The following is a 17,033-nucleotide window of genomic DNA, read 5'->3' on the forward strand; positions in this document are numbered from 1 at the left end:
CTTGAAGCCGTAGGGTTGTTGGCTACGTTCACTTACCCAAATTACTTGACTGTGTAAGCTCATTGGGGTTAATGAGGCTCATCCTACGGGCTAGCATAAATGCTGTTCAAATCGGTTCCCGACCGATTTGTCATTCACTTGCTGCCTACCTGCCACGCCAATTTCTTTGGGTATACGACAGGGGCGGTGGCTTGAGTCACTGGCTATCAACCCGGAAACAGACTCTTCAGATGCTGGCATGCATCGTCGTAACTGCTGCGTTCGAACATGCCTTGCTGTAAGAAGATTTCCATTTGCGGGTAAAGAGCAATGGCCTTATCCAATAGCGGATCACTACCGGCGGCATAGGCACCCACACTGACCAAGTCTCGGTTACGCTGATAACTGGCAAGTAGTTGTTTAAACTGGCGAACTTGACTGTAATGGTTCTCATCGATCAGTGATGTCATGGCACGACTGATCGATGCTTCAATATCGATGGCCGGATAGTGGCCAGATTCAGCCAGACGGCGTGATAACACCACATGGCCGTCGAGAATGGCGCGTGCCGAGTCTGCAATCGGGTCTTGCTGGTCATCGCCTTCGGTTAATACGGTATAAAATGCAGTAATCGAGCCACCGCCGGTGACACCGTTACCCGCACGCTCCACCAGCGCCGGTAATTTAGCGAATACGGAGGGTGGATAACCCTTGGTTGCCGGTGGTTCGCCGATGGCCAACGCAATTTCACGTTGCGCCATGGCATAGCGAGTCAGCGAGTCCATAATCAGCAATACGTGCTGACCACGGTCACGGAAATCTTCTGCAATGCGAGTTGCATAAGCGGCACCTTGCATACGCAGTAATGGCGATACGTCGGCAGGAGCGGCTATCACTACCGAACGAGCACGGCCTTCCGGCCCTAAAATATTCTCGATAAAGTCTTTTACTTCACGGCCACGTTCGCCAATCAGACCCACCACAATGACATCTGCTTGGGTATAACGCGCCATCATGCCGAGCAGCACACTTTTACCTACCCCAGAGCCGGCGAACAGACCCATACGTTGCCCACGGCCAACGGTCAGTAGGGCATTAATCGTCCGCACACCGACATCGAGTACCTGCACAATCGCGGTACGTTGCAATGGATTGATTGGCGGGGTGATCAGTGGGGCGCGATAACTGGTTTCTGGTGCAGGTAGACCATCAAGCGGTTTGGCACTGCCATCCAATACTCGCCCCAGGAGTTCCGGGCCGAGCGGCAGTTGTTTACTGGCTGAAGCACCACCGGTGGTCACCCGGGCATAGACTCTGGCTCCTGGCACAATGCCTTCGACTTCTTCCAACGGCATCAGAAACAGGCGATGGCCGTTAAAACCGACCACTTCACTTTCAACTTCCTGCACTTCGCCGTTATCGTGGCGCTCAATCAGACAAGTTGCGCCCAATGGCAGTTGTAACCCTGTGGCTTCCAAGACTAAACCGGTGGCGCGAGTCAACCGTCCGTAGCGGCGGATAGTGGTTGACTGGCTGATGCGCTCTTCGAATTTATCTAAAGAGGCGAGCCAACGACCAAGGCGCGCGGTCATCATAATTCTCCCGGCGCGGCGAGGCGGCACAACTCATGCCAGCGGGTCGCCAAACTGGCATCCAGATCACCTTCTTCGGCGCTGACTTTGCAGCCACCCGGATGAATTTGACTATCACCCAGCAAGCGCCAGCCATGCAGACTTAAGGTGCTGCCTAAGCGTTGCTCGACGACAGCCAGATCATCGGGATTAACCCGCAGTTGTGGCTTACCGGTGAACATCGGTTCCTGCTGAATCAGTTGTTGGATTTGGGCCAATAATGCCGTGCCATCGCAGATTGCAGGTTGCCCGAGAATTTGTTTCGCGGCGGCCAGGGCCATTTGCATTAACCGCGAGGCTATCACGCTGTCGAGTGCATCAAGGGTACTTTGGAAGTCGTTCACCATCAGTTGCCAGTGGGCAGTCATCGGGGCCAATTGCTTTTGAGCATCGGCCAGTGCCTGTTGATGACCTTCCTCCAGACCGGTCTGGTAACCTTTATCCAACCCTTCTTGTAACCCTTTAGCGAACCCTTGTTGGCGGCCCTGCTTCTCGGCTTCGAGTTGCAGATTTACCAGCGCTTGCTGCTCACTGACCCCGGTTGATTCACTATCGCTACCCGTATCCGGTTCATCAGTAAACAGCATACTGATATCCGGCGCAGCCACTGGCGGAGTAGTATCCGATGTAGTGGCAAAGTCGTTGAGTGACCAAGGTTGCCAGGGCAGGGCATTTATCCTGTCAGACATAGATATCCTCGCCACCACCAATGACTATCTCGCCGCTTTCCGCCAGACGACGGACGATAAGCAAGATGGCTTTCTGTTCGTTTTCGACCAGTGACATACGTACCGGTCCACGGGTTGCCAGATCGTCGCGCAAGATTTCTGCTGCACGCAATGACATGTTGCTGAGGAAACGCTCGCGCAATGCTTGATCGGCACCTTTCAGGGCGATCAACAGTGATTCGTTGTCTATCTCTTGCAGTAAACGCTGAATGCTGCGGTCGTCGACACTGACCAAATTCTCGAACAGGAACATTTCGTCGATAATTTTTTGAGCCAATTCGCCGTCGTATTCGCGCACTGCATCCATGACCGTCTCTTCCTGTTGTGTTTTCATCAGGTTGATAATCTCGGCCGCTGTGCGGATACCGCCCATTTTGCTGCGTTTGAGGTTCTGGCCATCGAGCAGGTTGTTCAATACTTCGGTCAACTCAGCCAATGCGGCGGGCTGGACACCACCAAAGGTGGCGATACGCAACATCACATCGTTGCGCAGGCGCTCGTCGAACAGCGCCAGTATATCGGCGGCCTGAGCGCGTTTCAGATGGACCAGGATGGTGGCGATAATCTGCGGATGTTCGTCGCGGATCAGGTCGGCCGCCATCTGCGGCTCCATAAAGTTGAGCGTTTCCATGCCACTGGTGGTTTCGCGCGATTCCAGAATATCTTCCAACAAGCTGGATGCGCGCTCTTCCCCCAGGGCTTTTATCAGCACACTGCGCAGGTAATCACTGGCGTTCACGCTCAGTGCGGCATATTGCTCGGCATCGTCTTCAAATTCAGCCAATACATCAATCAGTTGCTGGTGAGAAACCTGACGCATACTGGCCATGGTGGTACTGAGTTGCTGCACTTCGCGCGAGGAGAGGTGTTTAAACACCTCGGCGGCATGGTCTTCACCCAGAGTCATCAGCATGATGGCGCTTTTTTCAGTTCCGGTCAGGCTCATTGGTCATTACTCATCCATTGACGGATAACCAGCGCGACAACACGTGGGTCTTTATCCGCAAGTTCGCGTATACGCTGGGCCTGAACTTCAGCACTCACTCGCTGCTGATTTTTCTTACGTAAGGCCAGCTCTTCTTTACTCTGTTTGGCATTTTCAGACGCTACCGCAGTCTGGACAATGTTATTGACCGATGCCGCAGCCTTATCAGCAACTTGTTTCTTAGCGACCATAGGGCGCACTAATTTGCGCCATAAGATCCATGCCACCAGCAAGATAAGCAGATAACGACCAGCATTTAACATCTGATCAAAGAACGATTGTTGTTGCCAGAAGGGCAGTGTGTTACCGCTGGCATCATCGGTGGCGTTAAATGGTGTATTCACCACATTTAATGTGTCGCCACGATCAGTAGAGAAGCCCATCGCCTCGCGTGTCAGGGATTCCACTTGTGCCAATTGATCTTTGGTCAGCGCAACTGGCTTGCCCGCCTTATCACTGCCGTAATTAACAACAACGGCAACCGAGAGGCGCTGAACCATGCCAGCTTGTTGCTGGGTATGACGGATTGTGCGGTCAACTTCAAAGTTAGTGGTTTGGTCGTGGCGGCTGTTGCTTGATGTCGCTGTCGATTTAGCGGCAGTGGCCGGACGATTAGCCGCGTTGGCATTGTTGGCCGTGGCACCAGCAGCACCAGCAGCACCGGCAGCAGGCGTCGCTGCTGGGGTTTCAATCGGTGCGACCGGTGTGGCAGATGGCTGATTGGATAATGCCCCCGGAACACCACCGACATTGGTTCCCCCTAGTTGTTCACTGGTGCTAACTTGCTGTGAGCGGACCGCGCCTTTGTCGGCGGCCTGATTAGGCTTATACTCTTCATCGGTCTGTTCACGGCTGGCAAAATCAACTTGAGCCGTGACCTGCGCATGCACATTACCGCTACCGACCATCGGGGCGAGTATGGTTTCAATGCGACGTTGGAAGCGATTTTCAACTTCGTTAGTAAATTTGAGTTGTGCGGCGTTTAAATCACGGCCCGCACTGTCGGATTGCGTCAACAAACGGCCGGTTTGGTCAACGACAGTCACGTTACCCGGCGGTAAACCGGCCACGCTACTGGAGACCATATATACGATGGCGTTAATCTGACCATCATCAAGGGCACGACCTGGTTGCAATGCGAGTGTTACAGAGGCGGTGGGAGACTTTTGTTCCCGAACAAAGAGAGAAGGTTTTGGCATTGCCAAGTGAACACGCACATTCATCACTGGCCCGAGGGTGCCAATAGTGCGCGCCAGTTCACCTTCCAATGCCCGTTGATAGTTAACTTGTTCACTGAACTGGCTGATGCCAAATTTTTCCTGGTCCAGCAGTTCAAAACCTACCGCACCGCCTTTAGGCAAGCCTTGTTGGGCCAGACGCAGACGGGTTTCATGCACCTTATCTGCCGGGACCAACAACGCGCCACCATTATCCGCGAAGCGATAAGGGATATTCAGTTGTGTCAGTTGCGTAACGATATCACCACCGTCACGATCATTCAGGTTGCTATAAAGGACGCGATAATCCGGGCTTTTAGCCCATAACATCAGCGCGACAATAATAGCGACGGCCGCAGCCGCAGCAATCAGCAGTGGGATTTTTGGATTCGCGCGTAGGCGTGCCAGTGTTGTCGTAAAAACATTTTCACGATTTTCACCGCCAGTTATCGAGGCATTCATACACGTCCTTGGCCAAGCTGAACAACGTTTGAGTTAGTATTTTTTATGTAACTAATGTGTCGAAACAAAACAGACTCCCAAGTGCTGTGAGCGATAAAGCATCAATAGCTGATCTCCCCTTTTATGGGCATGCCATTATTTGCTGTAAGTGATGAATTCGATGGCTCAATAAGCCGGTATTTTTGTGTCTAATTAGCGGCTTTAGTCCAAAAATGATGTGTTAGGGTGTCATCCTGAAAATAGTGACACGTGGCGAATGGTGAATAACTGCATTTACGGACTCACTTTCCATGTTGTTATTTGACCCATTACATCGTTTGAGGATGAGCATGTCTGTTCAAGGTATTGAAGGGGTTTTACAGCAGTTGCAGGTCACTGCATTGCAGGCATCCGGTTCGGCAAAGATGTTGCCAGCAGAGGCCGGTTTCGCCAGTGAGTTGAAAGCGGCCATCGGCAAAATCAGTGAAAACCAACAGCATGCCCGCACTCAGGCACAGAATTTTGAATTGGGTGTGCCCGGTGTTGGCCTGAATGATGTGATGGTAGATATGCAAAAATCATCAGTATCTTTACAACTGGGCATTCAAGTTCGTAATAAGTTAGTTGCGGCTTATCAAGATGTAATGAATATGGGGGTGTGAGGCTACTTATACCGTCTCATGTGACAGTGCCCATAGATAGAGGGATGCCGTTGTTCCATAGGGTGTGTAACGGCGGCGGTAACGCTCAAAGCGTTCTCGTGGCAGCGTTTTATGGCCATATAGATTCATCATGCCGCGCCGGATCGCTAAATCTCCCCAACTGACGACATCGGGTCGTGCAAGTGAGGAGATCAATAACATTTCTGCGGTCCAGATGCCAACACCGTTGAGGTTTGATAGCTGTGTAATAACGTCGTTATCGGGCAGCAGAGAAATAGCAGATAAATCCAGCGTGCCATTAAGTGCAGCATCTGCAGCACCTTTAATGTATCCCGCTTTCCTCATCGTCATACCACACCCTTGAATAGCCTCTACCGTTGCAGTTGCGACAGTTATTGGCGTCACGACCCCGAGCAATGCGACCAACCGTGAGTTGACCGTTAGTGCCGCCTTGACCGAAATTTGTTGGTCAACGATATTTCTGCTCAATGCAGCAAATAAATCAGGGGATAGCGGGCGAGTTATCATCCCCAGCCGTTCGATGGCTGCGGCCATCTTTTGATCACGCCGTTTGAGATGGTTAATTTCTGTTTCACCGTAATGATAGAACATGCCCGACAGCCCCCTGTTATCTAAGTAATAAAATATATAAGTAGAAAGTTAAAAATCATAGCGCTAATTCTAGCTGCTGCACACTCTGTTTGTTGCTGATGTTTTTTACAATTGAGAATTATCTGACCACTATCACTGCTATATTTATTATTCATCTATTTAAAAAAGAATGCTTCATTTAGGTACATATCACCTATTAGCATAATGAGGATTAGATAATGAGTGAAGAAAATAGAAAGACAAACAGTGATCCCTCATCGAAAACGGGTGAGAAAGCTTTTCCGACAAAGGTAGGTTATATAATCGGGATTGTTATTTTATTTATTGCTGTAAGTTATATGTTTATGTATTGGTAATTAGCTGAAAAAAGAATGGGTTATGCCTTATAAATCTAATGAATTACTACCAGACTCAGTGAGGAGTGTTCTCCCCGCCCATGCGCAAGATATATATCGTGCGGCATTTAACAGTGCATGGGATCAATATCAGGACAGTGATGAACGACGCGGACATGACTCGCATGAAGAGACTGCCCATAAAGTCGCCTGGAGTGCGGTAAAACAAAGCTATCGTAAAAATGAGAGCGGTGAATGGATTAAAAATAACACTCACCACTCAGGAAAATAACACGCCTTGTCGTTATCCTGTCTTTGCCAATGAGATATTCTGGTGGCCAATTTTTTGCAATAATACAGGAATATCAATTGGATCAATTTTATCTGCTTGTAGATAAGCAACGGCATATTCGTGCCAGATACCCGATTGCAGGAACAAAATAAACAGTTCCCGGTCCAGATGATTCTCATTCACCATGTTGACCATGATATTGAGGGCTTCAGACAACAACTTCCCTGGTTTATAAGGTCGATCGGCAGCCGTCAGAGCCTCAAATACGTCAGCTATGGCCATCATCCTCACCGGAATACTCATCTGTTTATAGGTGAGCTGATAAGGATACCCTTTACCGTCCATACGTTCATGATGCCCACCCGCAATCACTGGGACATTTGCCATGGTTCGTGGGAAGGGGAGTTTATTTAACATCACGATGGTCTGCATGATGTGTTCGTTTATTTTATAACGATCCTCGTCTGTCAGGGTGCCACGGCGAATACTGAGGTTATAAATTTCGCCACGGTTATAGAGGAACCTCGGTTCTTGTACTTTGAAATCAAAATATTCCGGGCGTTTATTTTTATTATCACGGAAAATAATATGTTCATCTTTATCCGCCAGCATCGGCTCCTGTACCGGCAGTGGAGCGGCGGGTTGTCTGGCTTTACGCACTCGCTCTTCTTGGGCGATACCTGCATTATCATCTAATGTGCGAGTCCAATGGTAAGCGGCAATTTGCTGGATACGCGCGATAGCTTCGTCAGACATATACTCGCCACCCACATTGCAGTTGGCAATAAAGTAAAAATCTTCATCTAATTGGCGTAATTCCTCAGCTAACAACTGTTGCTCAGCTTCACTGGCGCTCATCGCACCATATTGGCGTAAGAAGGCGATTTCTTTCTCACGTTTTAAGACTTCAAACCGCATGCGTATTTCATGGATGCGATCATAAATTAGCTCCAGTTTTGTTGATTTATCGACTACAAATTCCGGCGTGGTAATCTTGCCACAGTCATGTAACCAGCAGGCTGTATGTAACTCTTCCCACTCATTCTCTGATAACGTAAAGTTGGCGAAAGGCCCCTCTTTAATATTGACTGCGGCACGGGCGAGCATTTTAGTTATTTCAGGTACACGCTGACAATGCCCACCGGTATAGGCACTTTTGGCATCGATAGCTCCGGCAATAAGCTCAATAAATGCGTTGAGCAGGTTTTTTTGTTCTTGCAATAATCGCTGTGTTTCTACTGAAACTGATAAACTGCCCACCAGGGCATTAACTAATTGAATTTTTGAGCGTTCACGCTCAGCATTTAGCTCATAAGGGTTAAATAACAGTAGGAATCCGAGCAATTGGTTATCATGGGTCTTCATCGGTACGGCAACAAAGCGGAGGGGCAAATAAGGTTGTAGGAAGTCATGTAATTGGCTAAAGATATTATCTTTATTGAGCGTTCCTACAATGGTTTTCCCTTCGAGTACCGGCAGGAAAGTCGTGAGATTGTCTTCTTTAATTTGTAATGAGGACATTTCTGCTACCGGGATATTTTCACCATTCCAGCGAAATGCCGTTGGTGTGAAGGTTCCCTCATCTTTATCTGACAGAAAAATAATCCCTCCGGTCATGGCAGCAATTTCTGTGGTTTCACTTAATAGCCCTTGCATCTGCCGGAAGAAATTACTTTCTGCTGTCAGCATATTTCCCATTGAAATAAACTGCTTCAGTGTTGATTTCATTTTTGACATTGATTTGTGGAGTTCGTCAACTTCCTCAATCACAGAGCGTTCTAATTCGCGCTCTTCGAAATGGAGATTGCTGATGGAATCCGCGTCCTGGCGTAGACGAATAAGGGGTTTGGATATTTTTCTGGAGAAATACCAAACTAACGGCAAGCTGAGCATTAACAGAATAAATGCAATAAAGGTTGAGTGATTACGAATAGAATTTGCATCGGCTGTCAGATAGCTGGCGGGTGTCGCAATAATCAACTGATAGGCATTGCCGTTGCTATTAATCTCAACAACTGAGCCGAACCAGCGCTGATTTTGTGCTTCAAACATGATACTACGATTAGCATTGTTTACCGGTGAGTTGCTAGCTGTCTGACTATTCTTTTGACTATTGAGCAAAACTTGCAATACAGGGATTTGCCGGTCTGCATTGGTGTTATCTGCCGCCTTATCTTTAGGTTTTGGCAGGCTAGCGATAACTTCACCATGGGAATTAATAATAATGGCCTGGCTACCTGGCGGTAGATTTTGTTTTATTAAAAATTGCGAAAGTGAAGCTAGGGAAACGTCCAATCCAATGATTGTCTGTTTATTCTCAGCTTGACGGCTATAAGTAAAACCGACTTCTCCGGTGCCTTTAAAAATATAAATAGGAGAGGTGATCAGCATAGGACTTGCGGCGGCCAGAATAAACCAATCCCGCCGCCGTGGATCGTAGTTATCATTTTCACGCGGCATAACAGCAATCACTCGCTGCTGCTTATTAAGATAAATAAAACGTTTCTCCGGTAAACTATCAAGAAAACGATTACTTTGAACCATCCATTCGGCATCTTCAGGGGCATGGAATAATGTACGGTTAGCTTCCGTTAAACGCCGCAGCATAAAAAAATCACCATTAGCATAGGCGCTATACACGGCACTGGCATAACTATTCTGCTTCAGAATTTCAATAAATTTATCGACAAAGGCCATTCGTTGTTCAAGGGTCGATAGTTCTGTGATTTGCATACTGGCAAGAATATTAACCGACATTATCATTGGTCGTGTTACGGCATCCAATTCAGCGGCAATCGCCTCTCCGGTTTTTTGATACTGCCGATTGGTGCTGATTTCAGTCAATTTAGTCAGTTGGCTATGACCAAAAATAATAATGACGGTACCTATTGAGACGATCAACAAGGTGAAGAGAGCGGCAATCTGGATATGCAAAGGATAGCGGTTTTTTAGCCCGAATAGATTACTTAGCATCATAGCCATCCCGGAAGTTTATTATTTAATTACTTATAATCATAGAATGTACTGACATAATCAGCATATTCCCCTATCTTTCAGTAGGTTGTATGTAATTGCATGATTGTAAAAGCTTTGTTTTATATTGCATCGGAATTGTTGGATGAAAAAACCAATCACAGTCAGAAAAAAAATGTTTTAACGTGCAGAATATCTAAAAGCAGTATTTAGCAGCCCGATTTTTAGGCGGTTAAAAGGACTTGATGAGTCGAATGGGATGCAGCGAATTTACTGACCGGCATTAAACAGGCCATATCGGAAATTATTAAAAGTATCACCTCAATAGGCTCATATTGGCCCTAAATCAGACGCATGCAGACCTAAATAGCGATGATAGCTGTCAGGGGGTGGATCATTATCTGTCGGATGTAAGCGATGGTGCCCACGGATGGCGGTAGGGGCAAAGCCAAAACGTTTGCGAAAACGTTCAGCAAAACGTGATGCACTCTCGTAACCCACTTGGCTGGCTATTAATGATATTGGCCAATCAGTACCTTGCAATAAACGCAATGCACTGGTCATGCGGACATCAATCATTAAGTCACGTAATAGTATTTTTTCGGCAGCTAATTTTCGGCGTAATACAACTTCGCTCATCGCCATATGGTCTGCAACTTCTGATGCCGACCATATTTTGTATGGATCTGTCGCCAAACAACGGCGCACTCTCTCACTTAACGAATCACTTTCATTTAATATAAATTTAACGCCACGCTGAGCCAACCAAAGTAACAATTCAAGCATGCGGTGTCTGACGATAGTTGGCGGAATATCACCAATGTCAGATATTGCTTTAAACGTATTGCCGAATGTATTGATGAATTCAGGTGCTAAATTACGTACCGGCATAACGCCTGGAACATACCCAAGACCAGCGGATGCTGGATGATTGGCAAAGGTAGCAATCAAACGGGGATCACAGCGAAGTTGGTGGCTAAAAAATAGTCCGTCGTCAGATAAGCCATTAATTACATCAACTGTTTGACCACTACTCACTGCGACTATTTCACCGGCTTGTATAATACATTCCTGATTATCCCAGCGAATGATTTTGTACCCACGGTTAACCATAATGAGCAATGGATGCTCAATATAGACGGAGGTGAGTAGTAGCTCTGTGTGTTGAATAACATGTGCCGAGCTACCCACACCGGGGCAAAAATTAATTGTACGTTCCATCGATATTCATTTCACAATTTTAGCCTGAGAATATCTTTACGCTTTGAGTGGCAGAGTAGCAACTCATTTTAATAGAAAATTTACAGCAACTGGCTATTTTAGCGAAAAATATTAAGGGTGAGAATAATAGCCAGCTCGATATGAGTGATTGTTACTGTCAATATAATCCCATGTTAAAAACAATGACAATAAAAATTAATTGGCATGTTAATAATTGCAGTGACATGTAATTTCTTTACAACAAAAGGTGTAATCGTTTTCGGCAACTGACCGCTACTGTGTTTCACCCAGCAGCAATGCATGATCAGGGAATTGACCATAAGTATTATTAACAGCTTGCTGTCGGGTTGATTGCCCGACTAATTCACTGAGTGCATCCAGGCGTAACTGTAATAGACGTTTAATTTCTATTTCATTTTCCAAAATAGCTCTCAATTTCTCACGTAACAGCTCTTGCAACACCTGAGATGAGCATGAGGATATAGTGACATTTGCCGTGCTTTCTACCGCTTTAAGGTAAGTCATTTCGAGATCAACCAGCGCATCCCAATTCCCCTCAGTGGCTAATGCAAGCATTTGCTCACTGAGTGTCAGGATTTGTTGATATTCGGACAAAAGGTGCTGGTGACGTTCCATTAAATGGGGTCCTAATCAGGTTGATAATTGGGGCCGATCTGCCGCCAGGCGTCTGCAATATTTTCGAGCAAAGCAGACACTTCATTAATTGCCTGTTCGTCATTATGCAAATTGGCATGCAGCAAGCGCCGCGACATATAGTCATATAAAGCTGACAAATTCTGTGCCAGCTCACCGCCTTTTTCCATATCCAGTCCTGCACTCAGCCCATTATCAATAATATTAATGGCTTTTGACAGTGCAGCACCTTTGGCCGGAATATCTCCCTGACTCATCAAGATGCGAGCACGAACCAGGGCGCTTTGCGCCCCGTCGAAGAGCATCACGATCAATTGATGAGGGCTGGCACTCATTACACCACTTTCGACTCCTACGTTTGCGTAAGCTTGAACCCCTGATCGGCTGTACATGCTCTATCCTTTATGAAGAGAATTGTTGAGTTAAGAAATTACCGGTATTGGTTAATGAACTCACCAATTTGTCCAACTGGGTAAATTGTGCCTTATAGCGTTCAATGGTGGCATTAATGCTATCAGTGGTTGAAGTAACCTGTTTCTCTAATGATTTTAATGTCTTGTTAATACCATCAGTGGCTGTCTTTAATGAGCCTTTGGTGGAATCCAGTGCGGTATTTAGCAGGTTATCCATCTGAGTGGCGAAACCGGTGGTTTTGCCATCGCCGACAAAAAATGCTGTTACGTTATTCGGCTGGTCAGTCAGTGCTTTATCAAGTTTCTTCGAATCAATGACTAATTTTCCATCAAGATCTTGAGTAATACCCATCGCTGCCAGGGTTTTCACATCACCGGCCTGGGCAGAGGCTAATTGGCTCTTCAATTGCGTTTGGATGCTGCGCAATGTGCCATCGCCAACTAATGCGCCATTACTGGTTGATTGATCCTTACCCGCTTCAACCGCAGTATATTTGGTTAAAGAAGCAAACGTGGTTTGTAATGAATTATACGCATCGACAAATGTTTGAATCGCAGCTTTGGTCGCGGTGGAGTCACGTGTAATTGTCAGTTGCTCAGGTTCATCTTTTTTTGTTAAGGCTTTCAGGCTGAGTGTAACGCCTTGTGGTGCATCCGTAATGGTATTGCTTTGACGGGTAATGGATACGCCATTTACTGTCAGTGTTGCATCTTCAGCTTTTACTTTTTGCGTTAAAGCGCCACTACCACCGGTGGTACTTGGGGTGTAGTTCAAAAAGTTGTTTAAAGTATCATCACCAGAAACACTGACTGTCATTTCTGACTTCGTCCCTGTTTCCTTGGAAGTTAATGCGAGGTAGTAAGTATCATCATCCGCTTTCATGATACTGGCGCTGACACTACCTTCTTGTTTATTAATCGCATCGCGAATACCGGTCAACGAGGTCTGCTCACTGGTCAGTTTTACTTCCAGTGGTTTTGCTTGACCGGGTTGAGTGATAGTAATTGTCCGGCTGTCGTTACTATTACCCAGTTTATCTGTGGCGTTCGGCACATCAGAAGAGAGTAATGATTGCGCTTTAGCCAAATTAGTCACTTCAATCGTGTAATTACCTGCTGTCGCACCACTGCTGGTAGTGGCGGCAAAAGCGGTATTGGTGCTGTTAACAGAGGTCGTGGCTAGGGTATCGGCTTTTTTTAGTGCTGCAGATGCCGTTTCGACTTTAGCCAGGGCGCTTTGTAACACACCATAGGCAGTAAGCTTGCCTTTATAACTGGTCTGCTGGTTGGTTAGCGGAGTTAAGCGGGTTTGTTCCCCGGCACTTAACTTATCCAGTAAAGTGCCTAGCTCCAAATTTGAACCGATACCCAGAGAACTGATACTTGCCATGTCTAATCCTTAATATTCAAGTGTCGTTACAGGGGTTATCGGCCAGAGAATTGAAAAGTTTACACATAAAATGGAATTTATGATGGCTGGAATAACGGGGGATAACAGGGCGCTATTTGCCCTATTGAATCGAGTGATAATTAAAGAAGAGAGAAAAAATAATTTTACCTAAATTTAAAATTATTTCACAGAATGGCTAAAGGTTCCTTAAAGAGCGCCGATACAAGTTGTGACGGTGATGAAGCCGTGGGCAGTAAGCCCAAACCATAACCCAACAGCATTTAAGGAATAACATTATGGCGGTAATTAACACTAACATTCTGTCTCTGACGACTCAGAACAACATGAACAAATCCCAGTCAGCTTTAGGTTCCGCCATTGAGCGTTTGTCCTCTGGTCAACGTATCAACAGTGCGAAAGACGATGCTGCGGGTCAGGCAATCGCTAACCGTTTCACTTCTAACATCAAAGGCCTGACTCAGGCTTCCCGTAACGCAAACGACGGTATCTCTCTGGCGCAAACCACTGAAGGTGCGTTGGGCGAAATCAACAACAACTTGCAACGTGTGCGTGAGTTGAGTGTTCAGGCTGCTACCGGTTCTAACTCATCTTCTGACCTGAAATCAATCCAGGACGAAATTAAACAACGTCTGGATGAAATCGACCGTGTATCTGACCAAACTCAGTTCAACGGCGTGAAAGTTCTGGCTGGCAACAGTAGCATGAAAGTTCAGGTTGGCGCTAACGATGGCGAAACTATCAGCATCAATCTGGAAAAAATCGACTCAAAAAGTTTGGGTCTGCAAGGCTTCAACGTTGATGGCGCAAAACAAGCCTCTGTTGATGATTTGACTTCTCAGTTCAAAGCTACTGGGACTAACAACTTTGATGTCGGCGGTGTTGCATATAAAACTGATATCAACAGCGGTGCAGTGACTAAAGCTGGTGTAGCACAATATATTGATGCGGGTACCGGTGCATTCTCCGGCACTGCGACTGCTGCTAACACAGCATCAACTGTTTACACAACTACAGCAGTCGCTGGCGCAGAAGCTACTTCTATCGCTGCCGCGTCTGTTGGTAAAGCAACAGGTGATAAATTCACTGCTCAAGGCATGGAATTTACCGTTAAGACTGCGGCTGACGCGAATGGTAACGGTGTTTTCAGTGCTACAGTTGACGGTAAAAGTGTTGATTTCACAACTTCAGCCAGTACTGCACCTGCCGGTACCGCTGCTGAAGTGAAAACTTCTAGCGCTTTATTCGCCTCTGTTGTTGGTGGTGGTTTAACCACAAAAGCTGCTGAAACCAACCGTGCTGCAACCTTAGCTGATCTGGATTTACAAGGTGCTACCAAAACTGGCAGTACTTTGACTGTTAACGGCACTGCATACACCGCTAACGCCAAAGGTGATGAAATCACCGATGCGGGTGGCAAAGTAATGTACATGTCACGTACTGCTAACGGCAACACCACCCTGATCAATGAAGATGCTGCTGCATCTCAGAAATCAACTGATAACCAACTGGCGACTGTTGATAAAGCGCTGGCACAAGTTGATGCGCTGCGTAGTGGCCTGGGTGCGGTACAAAACCGTTTTGACTCAGCTATCACCAACTTGGGTAACACCATCAATAACCTGACTTCAGCTCGTAGCCGTATCCAGGATGCTGATTACTCTACTGAAGTTTCTAACATGAGCCGTGCTCAAATCCTGCAACAAGCAGGGACTTCAGTATTGGCACAAGCAAACCAAGTACCACAAACTGTGCTGTCTCTGCTGCGTTAATTCGCCAGAAAGACCACATTATGTCAACCCCGCTGCGGCGGGGTTTTTATATTACTCACTGGAAAGAGAAAAGAGCACTTTTTCCAGTGGGAATAAGTTTAAACCAGACGCTAATGGCTTATTTTTAGCGGTTTTCATCTCTATTTATCGCTCTGTTTTTTCAATGACTGCAATAGGTTAACAGTAAAATTAACGGGCATAAGCCAAATAGCCGCCCTTTTATAGGCCTATTCCAGCGATTGTCTGGCTGACCTGACAGGATAATGGTACGACTCTCTTACCCTTAGGTGCCTGTCTAGTGAGTGATCTGTATACCGCCGAAGGCGTGATGGACAAAAATTCCCTCTGGCAACGCTATGTTCCTTTGGTTCGCCATGAGGCACTGCGTTTGCAGGTTCGCCTGCCGGCCAGCGTGGAGTTGGATGATTTGTTGCAGGCTGGAGGTATTGGTCTGCTGAATGCTGTCGAACGTTATGACGCTTTGCAAGGGACTGCGTTTACCACTTATGCGGTACAGCGTATACGGGGTGCCATGCTAGATGAACTGCGTAGCCGAGATTGGGCTCCACGCAGTGTGCGGCGTAATGCACGTGAAGTTGCCAGTGCCATGCAAAAGGTTGAACAACGGGTGGGGCGCCCTGCAACTGAGCAGGAAGTAGCGCAAATTCTTGATATTGATTTGGCGGAATACCGCCAGATTTTGTTGGATACCAACAATAGCCAGCTTTTCTCCTATGACGAATGGCGGGAAGAGCATGGTGAAAGTGTCGAACCCCTGCTGGAAGGGCATGAGGATGCCAATCCATTGCAACATTTGTTGGAAGGAAATCTGCGTCAACGCGTGATTGAAGCGATCGAGGCATTGCCGGAACGCGAAAAGATAGTGCTGACGTTGTATTACCAGGAAGAGCTGAACCTGAAAGAAATCGGAGCGGTGCTTGAGGTCGGGGAGTCCCGCGTCAGCCAGCTTCATAGCCAGGCGATAAAACGCTTACGCGCCCGCCTGAATAACGACTCTTAATTCACTTCCGCTCAGTGATATCACAGTTTCTATTTTATTAATGCAGGTCTTCTTATGCCAGGACTTCAGTTAAAAAAACGGCCACTGAGCCGTTATTTAAAAGATTATAAACACGGCCAAACCCATTGTTCACATTGTCATAAAGAACTTGATCGTATGGCGTTGGTTTTCCGTGGACAAATCATTAATAAAGAAGCTATCTCCGGTATGGATCAGCCCATTGACGATCAAGTATGGTCAAAGCTTCAGCATGAGTTGACTGCATTATGTCGTTTTTGCAGCGAAATATATTGTAATAGCACGCCCGGTTATTTCGATATTATGGCGTTCAAGCAATATTTATTTGAACAAACTGAGATGAGCCATAGTACTGTTCGCGAATATGTTGTGCGCCTACGTCGTCTGGATGAAATGTTGGTTGCCACTAATTATCCGGCCGAAAAGTTTGCCAGTGAGACCATGCATCAGCGCATTATTGATGAGTTGCCTAATGCGGCGCATAACAATTATCGTATTGCCTTGCGTAAATATGATCAGTATCTGGAATGGCAAAAAAATTACTGAGACTGGTACGTGCATTCAGGCAGTTGAGAAAACTCTGTATTTTCGCTAACAGCGTCGCGAGTGTAACGCGAAACCCTTCAGTCATTATTTTACGCCCGGCAAGGTTCCCCGTGCCGGGTTAATAC

The 17,033-nt window shown here is 46.7% G+C and carries 16 protein-coding genes; 6 read left to right on the plus strand and 10 right to left on the minus strand.

Features of this window, described 5'->3' with window-relative positions:
- Positions 1 to 206 precede the first annotated feature (206 nt).
- From fliI to fliF, 4 genes are read right to left on the minus strand one after another with little or no spacing between them, the layout of a single operon-like run.
- Entirely contained in the window at positions 207 to 1,571 is a 1,365-nt protein-coding gene (gene fliI, locus ACWJJO_RS09160) for a flagellar protein export ATPase FliI (RefSeq protein ID WP_083159149.1), read from the minus strand.
- On the minus strand, positions 1,571 to 2,299 hold the full coding sequence (fliH, locus tag ACWJJO_RS09165; RefSeq protein WP_372569022.1) for a flagellar assembly protein FliH: 729 nt from the start codon (positions 2,297 to 2,299) through the stop codon (positions 1,571 to 1,573). The genes fliI and fliH overlap by 1 nt, the downstream gene beginning before the upstream one ends.
- Positions 2,292 to 3,284 carry a flagellar motor switch protein FliG gene (gene fliG, locus ACWJJO_RS09170; protein ID WP_083159147.1) on the minus strand — a complete coding sequence of 331 codons (993 nt, stop codon included), beginning with the start codon at positions 3,282 to 3,284 and terminating at the stop codon, positions 2,292 to 2,294. The genes fliH and fliG overlap by 8 nt, the downstream gene beginning before the upstream one ends.
- Positions 3,281 to 5,002, minus strand: coding sequence for a flagellar basal-body MS-ring/collar protein FliF (gene fliF, locus ACWJJO_RS09175; RefSeq protein WP_083159146.1), 1,722 nt, complete (start codon positions 5,000 to 5,002; stop codon positions 3,281 to 3,283). Before fliF ends, fliG begins: the two co-directional genes overlap by 4 nt.
- A gap of 329 nt (positions 5,003 to 5,331) precedes the next feature.
- Here fliF and fliE point away from each other — a divergent pair, with 329 nt between their 5' ends.
- A complete protein-coding gene (fliE, locus tag ACWJJO_RS09180; RefSeq protein WP_005189374.1) occupies positions 5,332 to 5,643 on the plus strand; it encodes a flagellar hook-basal body complex protein FliE in 312 nt (103 codons plus the stop codon).
- A gap of 6 nt (positions 5,644 to 5,649) precedes the next feature.
- On the opposite strand, the gene ACWJJO_RS09185 is transcribed toward fliE, so the two are convergent.
- Positions 5,650 to 6,255, minus strand: a complete 606-nt coding sequence (locus tag ACWJJO_RS09185) for a DNA-3-methyladenine glycosylase family protein (RefSeq protein WP_481090939.1) — start codon at positions 6,253 to 6,255, stop codon at positions 5,650 to 5,652.
- 218 nt (positions 6,256 to 6,473) lie between these two features.
- Between ACWJJO_RS09185 and ACWJJO_RS09190 the strand changes: the two genes are divergently transcribed.
- Positions 6,474 to 6,611, plus strand: coding sequence for a hypothetical protein (locus tag ACWJJO_RS09190; RefSeq protein WP_372569024.1), 138 nt, complete (start codon positions 6,474 to 6,476; stop codon positions 6,609 to 6,611).
- Between the two features lie 22 nt (positions 6,612 to 6,633).
- Positions 6,634 to 6,882 carry a ChaB family protein gene (locus tag ACWJJO_RS09195; RefSeq protein ID WP_372569025.1) on the plus strand — a complete coding sequence of 83 codons (249 nt, stop codon included), beginning with the start codon at positions 6,634 to 6,636 and terminating at the stop codon, positions 6,880 to 6,882.
- Between the two features lie 12 nt (positions 6,883 to 6,894).
- Here ACWJJO_RS09195 and ACWJJO_RS09200 read toward each other — a convergent pair whose 3' ends face one another.
- The 5 genes from ACWJJO_RS09200 to fliD form a co-directional block, all read right to left on the minus strand.
- Positions 6,895 to 9,855: an HD domain-containing phosphohydrolase gene (locus tag ACWJJO_RS09200; protein WP_083163700.1), complete on the minus strand. Its 2,961-nt coding sequence runs from the start codon at positions 9,853 to 9,855 to the stop codon at positions 6,895 to 6,897.
- Between the two features lie 330 nt (positions 9,856 to 10,185).
- Positions 10,186 to 11,076 (minus strand): helix-turn-helix transcriptional regulator, encoded by an 891-nt coding sequence (locus ACWJJO_RS09205; RefSeq protein WP_442850993.1) that lies wholly within the window; start codon positions 11,074 to 11,076, stop codon positions 10,186 to 10,188.
- 273 nt (positions 11,077 to 11,349) lie between these two features.
- The gene (fliT, locus tag ACWJJO_RS09210; RefSeq protein WP_050084340.1) at positions 11,350 to 11,712 is read right to left on the minus strand and encodes a flagella biosynthesis regulatory protein FliT; all 363 of its coding nucleotides are present in this window, start codon (positions 11,710 to 11,712) and stop codon (positions 11,350 to 11,352) included.
- An 11-nt stretch (positions 11,713 to 11,723) separates the two neighbouring features.
- A complete protein-coding gene (gene fliS / locus ACWJJO_RS09215) occupies positions 11,724 to 12,122 on the minus strand; it encodes a flagellar export chaperone FliS (RefSeq protein ID WP_050084339.1) in 399 nt (132 codons plus the stop codon).
- A gap of 10 nt (positions 12,123 to 12,132) precedes the next feature.
- Positions 12,133 to 13,533: a flagellar filament capping protein FliD gene (gene fliD, locus ACWJJO_RS09220; RefSeq protein ID WP_083159141.1), complete on the minus strand. Its 1,401-nt coding sequence runs from the start codon at positions 13,531 to 13,533 to the stop codon at positions 12,133 to 12,135.
- A gap of 293 nt (positions 13,534 to 13,826) precedes the next feature.
- Between fliD and ACWJJO_RS09225 the strand changes: the two genes are divergently transcribed.
- The 3 genes from ACWJJO_RS09225 (at position 13,827) to fliZ (ending at position 16,908) form a co-directional block, all read left to right on the plus strand.
- Positions 13,827 to 15,323, plus strand: a complete 1,497-nt coding sequence (locus ACWJJO_RS09225) for a flagellin N-terminal helical domain-containing protein (RefSeq protein ID WP_133155043.1) — start codon at positions 13,827 to 13,829, stop codon at positions 15,321 to 15,323.
- A 298-nt stretch (positions 15,324 to 15,621) separates the two neighbouring features.
- Positions 15,622 to 16,344 (plus strand): RNA polymerase sigma factor FliA, encoded by a 723-nt coding sequence (locus tag ACWJJO_RS09230; RefSeq protein WP_481090940.1) that lies wholly within the window; start codon positions 15,622 to 15,624, stop codon positions 16,342 to 16,344.
- A 54-nt stretch (positions 16,345 to 16,398) separates the two neighbouring features.
- Positions 16,399 to 16,908: a flagella biosynthesis regulatory protein FliZ gene (gene fliZ, locus ACWJJO_RS09235; RefSeq protein WP_005189397.1), complete on the plus strand. Its 510-nt coding sequence runs from the start codon at positions 16,399 to 16,401 to the stop codon at positions 16,906 to 16,908.
- The last annotated feature ends 125 nt before the right edge of the window (positions 16,909 to 17,033 follow it).

Source organism: Yersinia antarctica, assembly GCF_056636475.1.

Excerpts from the sequence above, each read along its gene's own strand:
- fliI (WP_083159149.1), bottom strand. The coding sequence starts at position 1,571 with ATGACCGCGCGCCTTGGTCGTTGGCTCGCCTCTTTAGATAAATTCGAA.
- fliH (WP_372569022.1), bottom strand. The coding sequence starts at position 2,299 with ATGTCTGACAGGATAAATGCCCTGCCCTGGCAACCTTGGTCACTCAAC.
- fliG (WP_083159147.1), bottom strand. The coding sequence starts at position 3,284 with ATGAGCCTGACCGGAACTGAAAAAAGCGCCATCATGCTGATGACTCTG.
- fliF (WP_083159146.1), bottom strand. The coding sequence starts at position 5,002 with ATGAATGCCTCGATAACTGGCGGTGAAAATCGTGAAAATGTTTTTACG.
- fliE (WP_005189374.1), top strand. The coding sequence starts at position 5,332 with ATGTCTGTTCAAGGTATTGAAGGGGTTTTACAGCAGTTGCAGGTCACT.
- ACWJJO_RS09185 (WP_481090939.1), bottom strand. The coding sequence starts at position 6,255 with ATGTTCTATCATTACGGTGAAACAGAAATTAACCATCTCAAACGGCGT.
- ACWJJO_RS09190 (WP_372569024.1), top strand. The coding sequence starts at position 6,474 with ATGAGTGAAGAAAATAGAAAGACAAACAGTGATCCCTCATCGAAAACG.
- ACWJJO_RS09195 (WP_372569025.1), top strand. The coding sequence starts at position 6,634 with ATGCCTTATAAATCTAATGAATTACTACCAGACTCAGTGAGGAGTGTT.
- ACWJJO_RS09200 (WP_083163700.1), bottom strand. The coding sequence starts at position 9,855 with ATGCTAAGTAATCTATTCGGGCTAAAAAACCGCTATCCTTTGCATATC.
- ACWJJO_RS09205 (WP_442850993.1), bottom strand. The coding sequence starts at position 11,076 with ATGGAACGTACAATTAATTTTTGCCCCGGTGTGGGTAGCTCGGCACAT.
- fliT (WP_050084340.1), bottom strand. The coding sequence starts at position 11,712 with ATGGAACGTCACCAGCACCTTTTGTCCGAATATCAACAAATCCTGACA.
- fliS (WP_050084339.1), bottom strand. The coding sequence starts at position 12,122 with ATGTACAGCCGATCAGGGGTTCAAGCTTACGCAAACGTAGGAGTCGAA.
- fliD (WP_083159141.1), bottom strand. The coding sequence starts at position 13,533 with ATGGCAAGTATCAGTTCTCTGGGTATCGGTTCAAATTTGGAGCTAGGC.
- fliZ (WP_005189397.1), top strand. The coding sequence starts at position 16,399 with ATGCCAGGACTTCAGTTAAAAAAACGGCCACTGAGCCGTTATTTAAAA.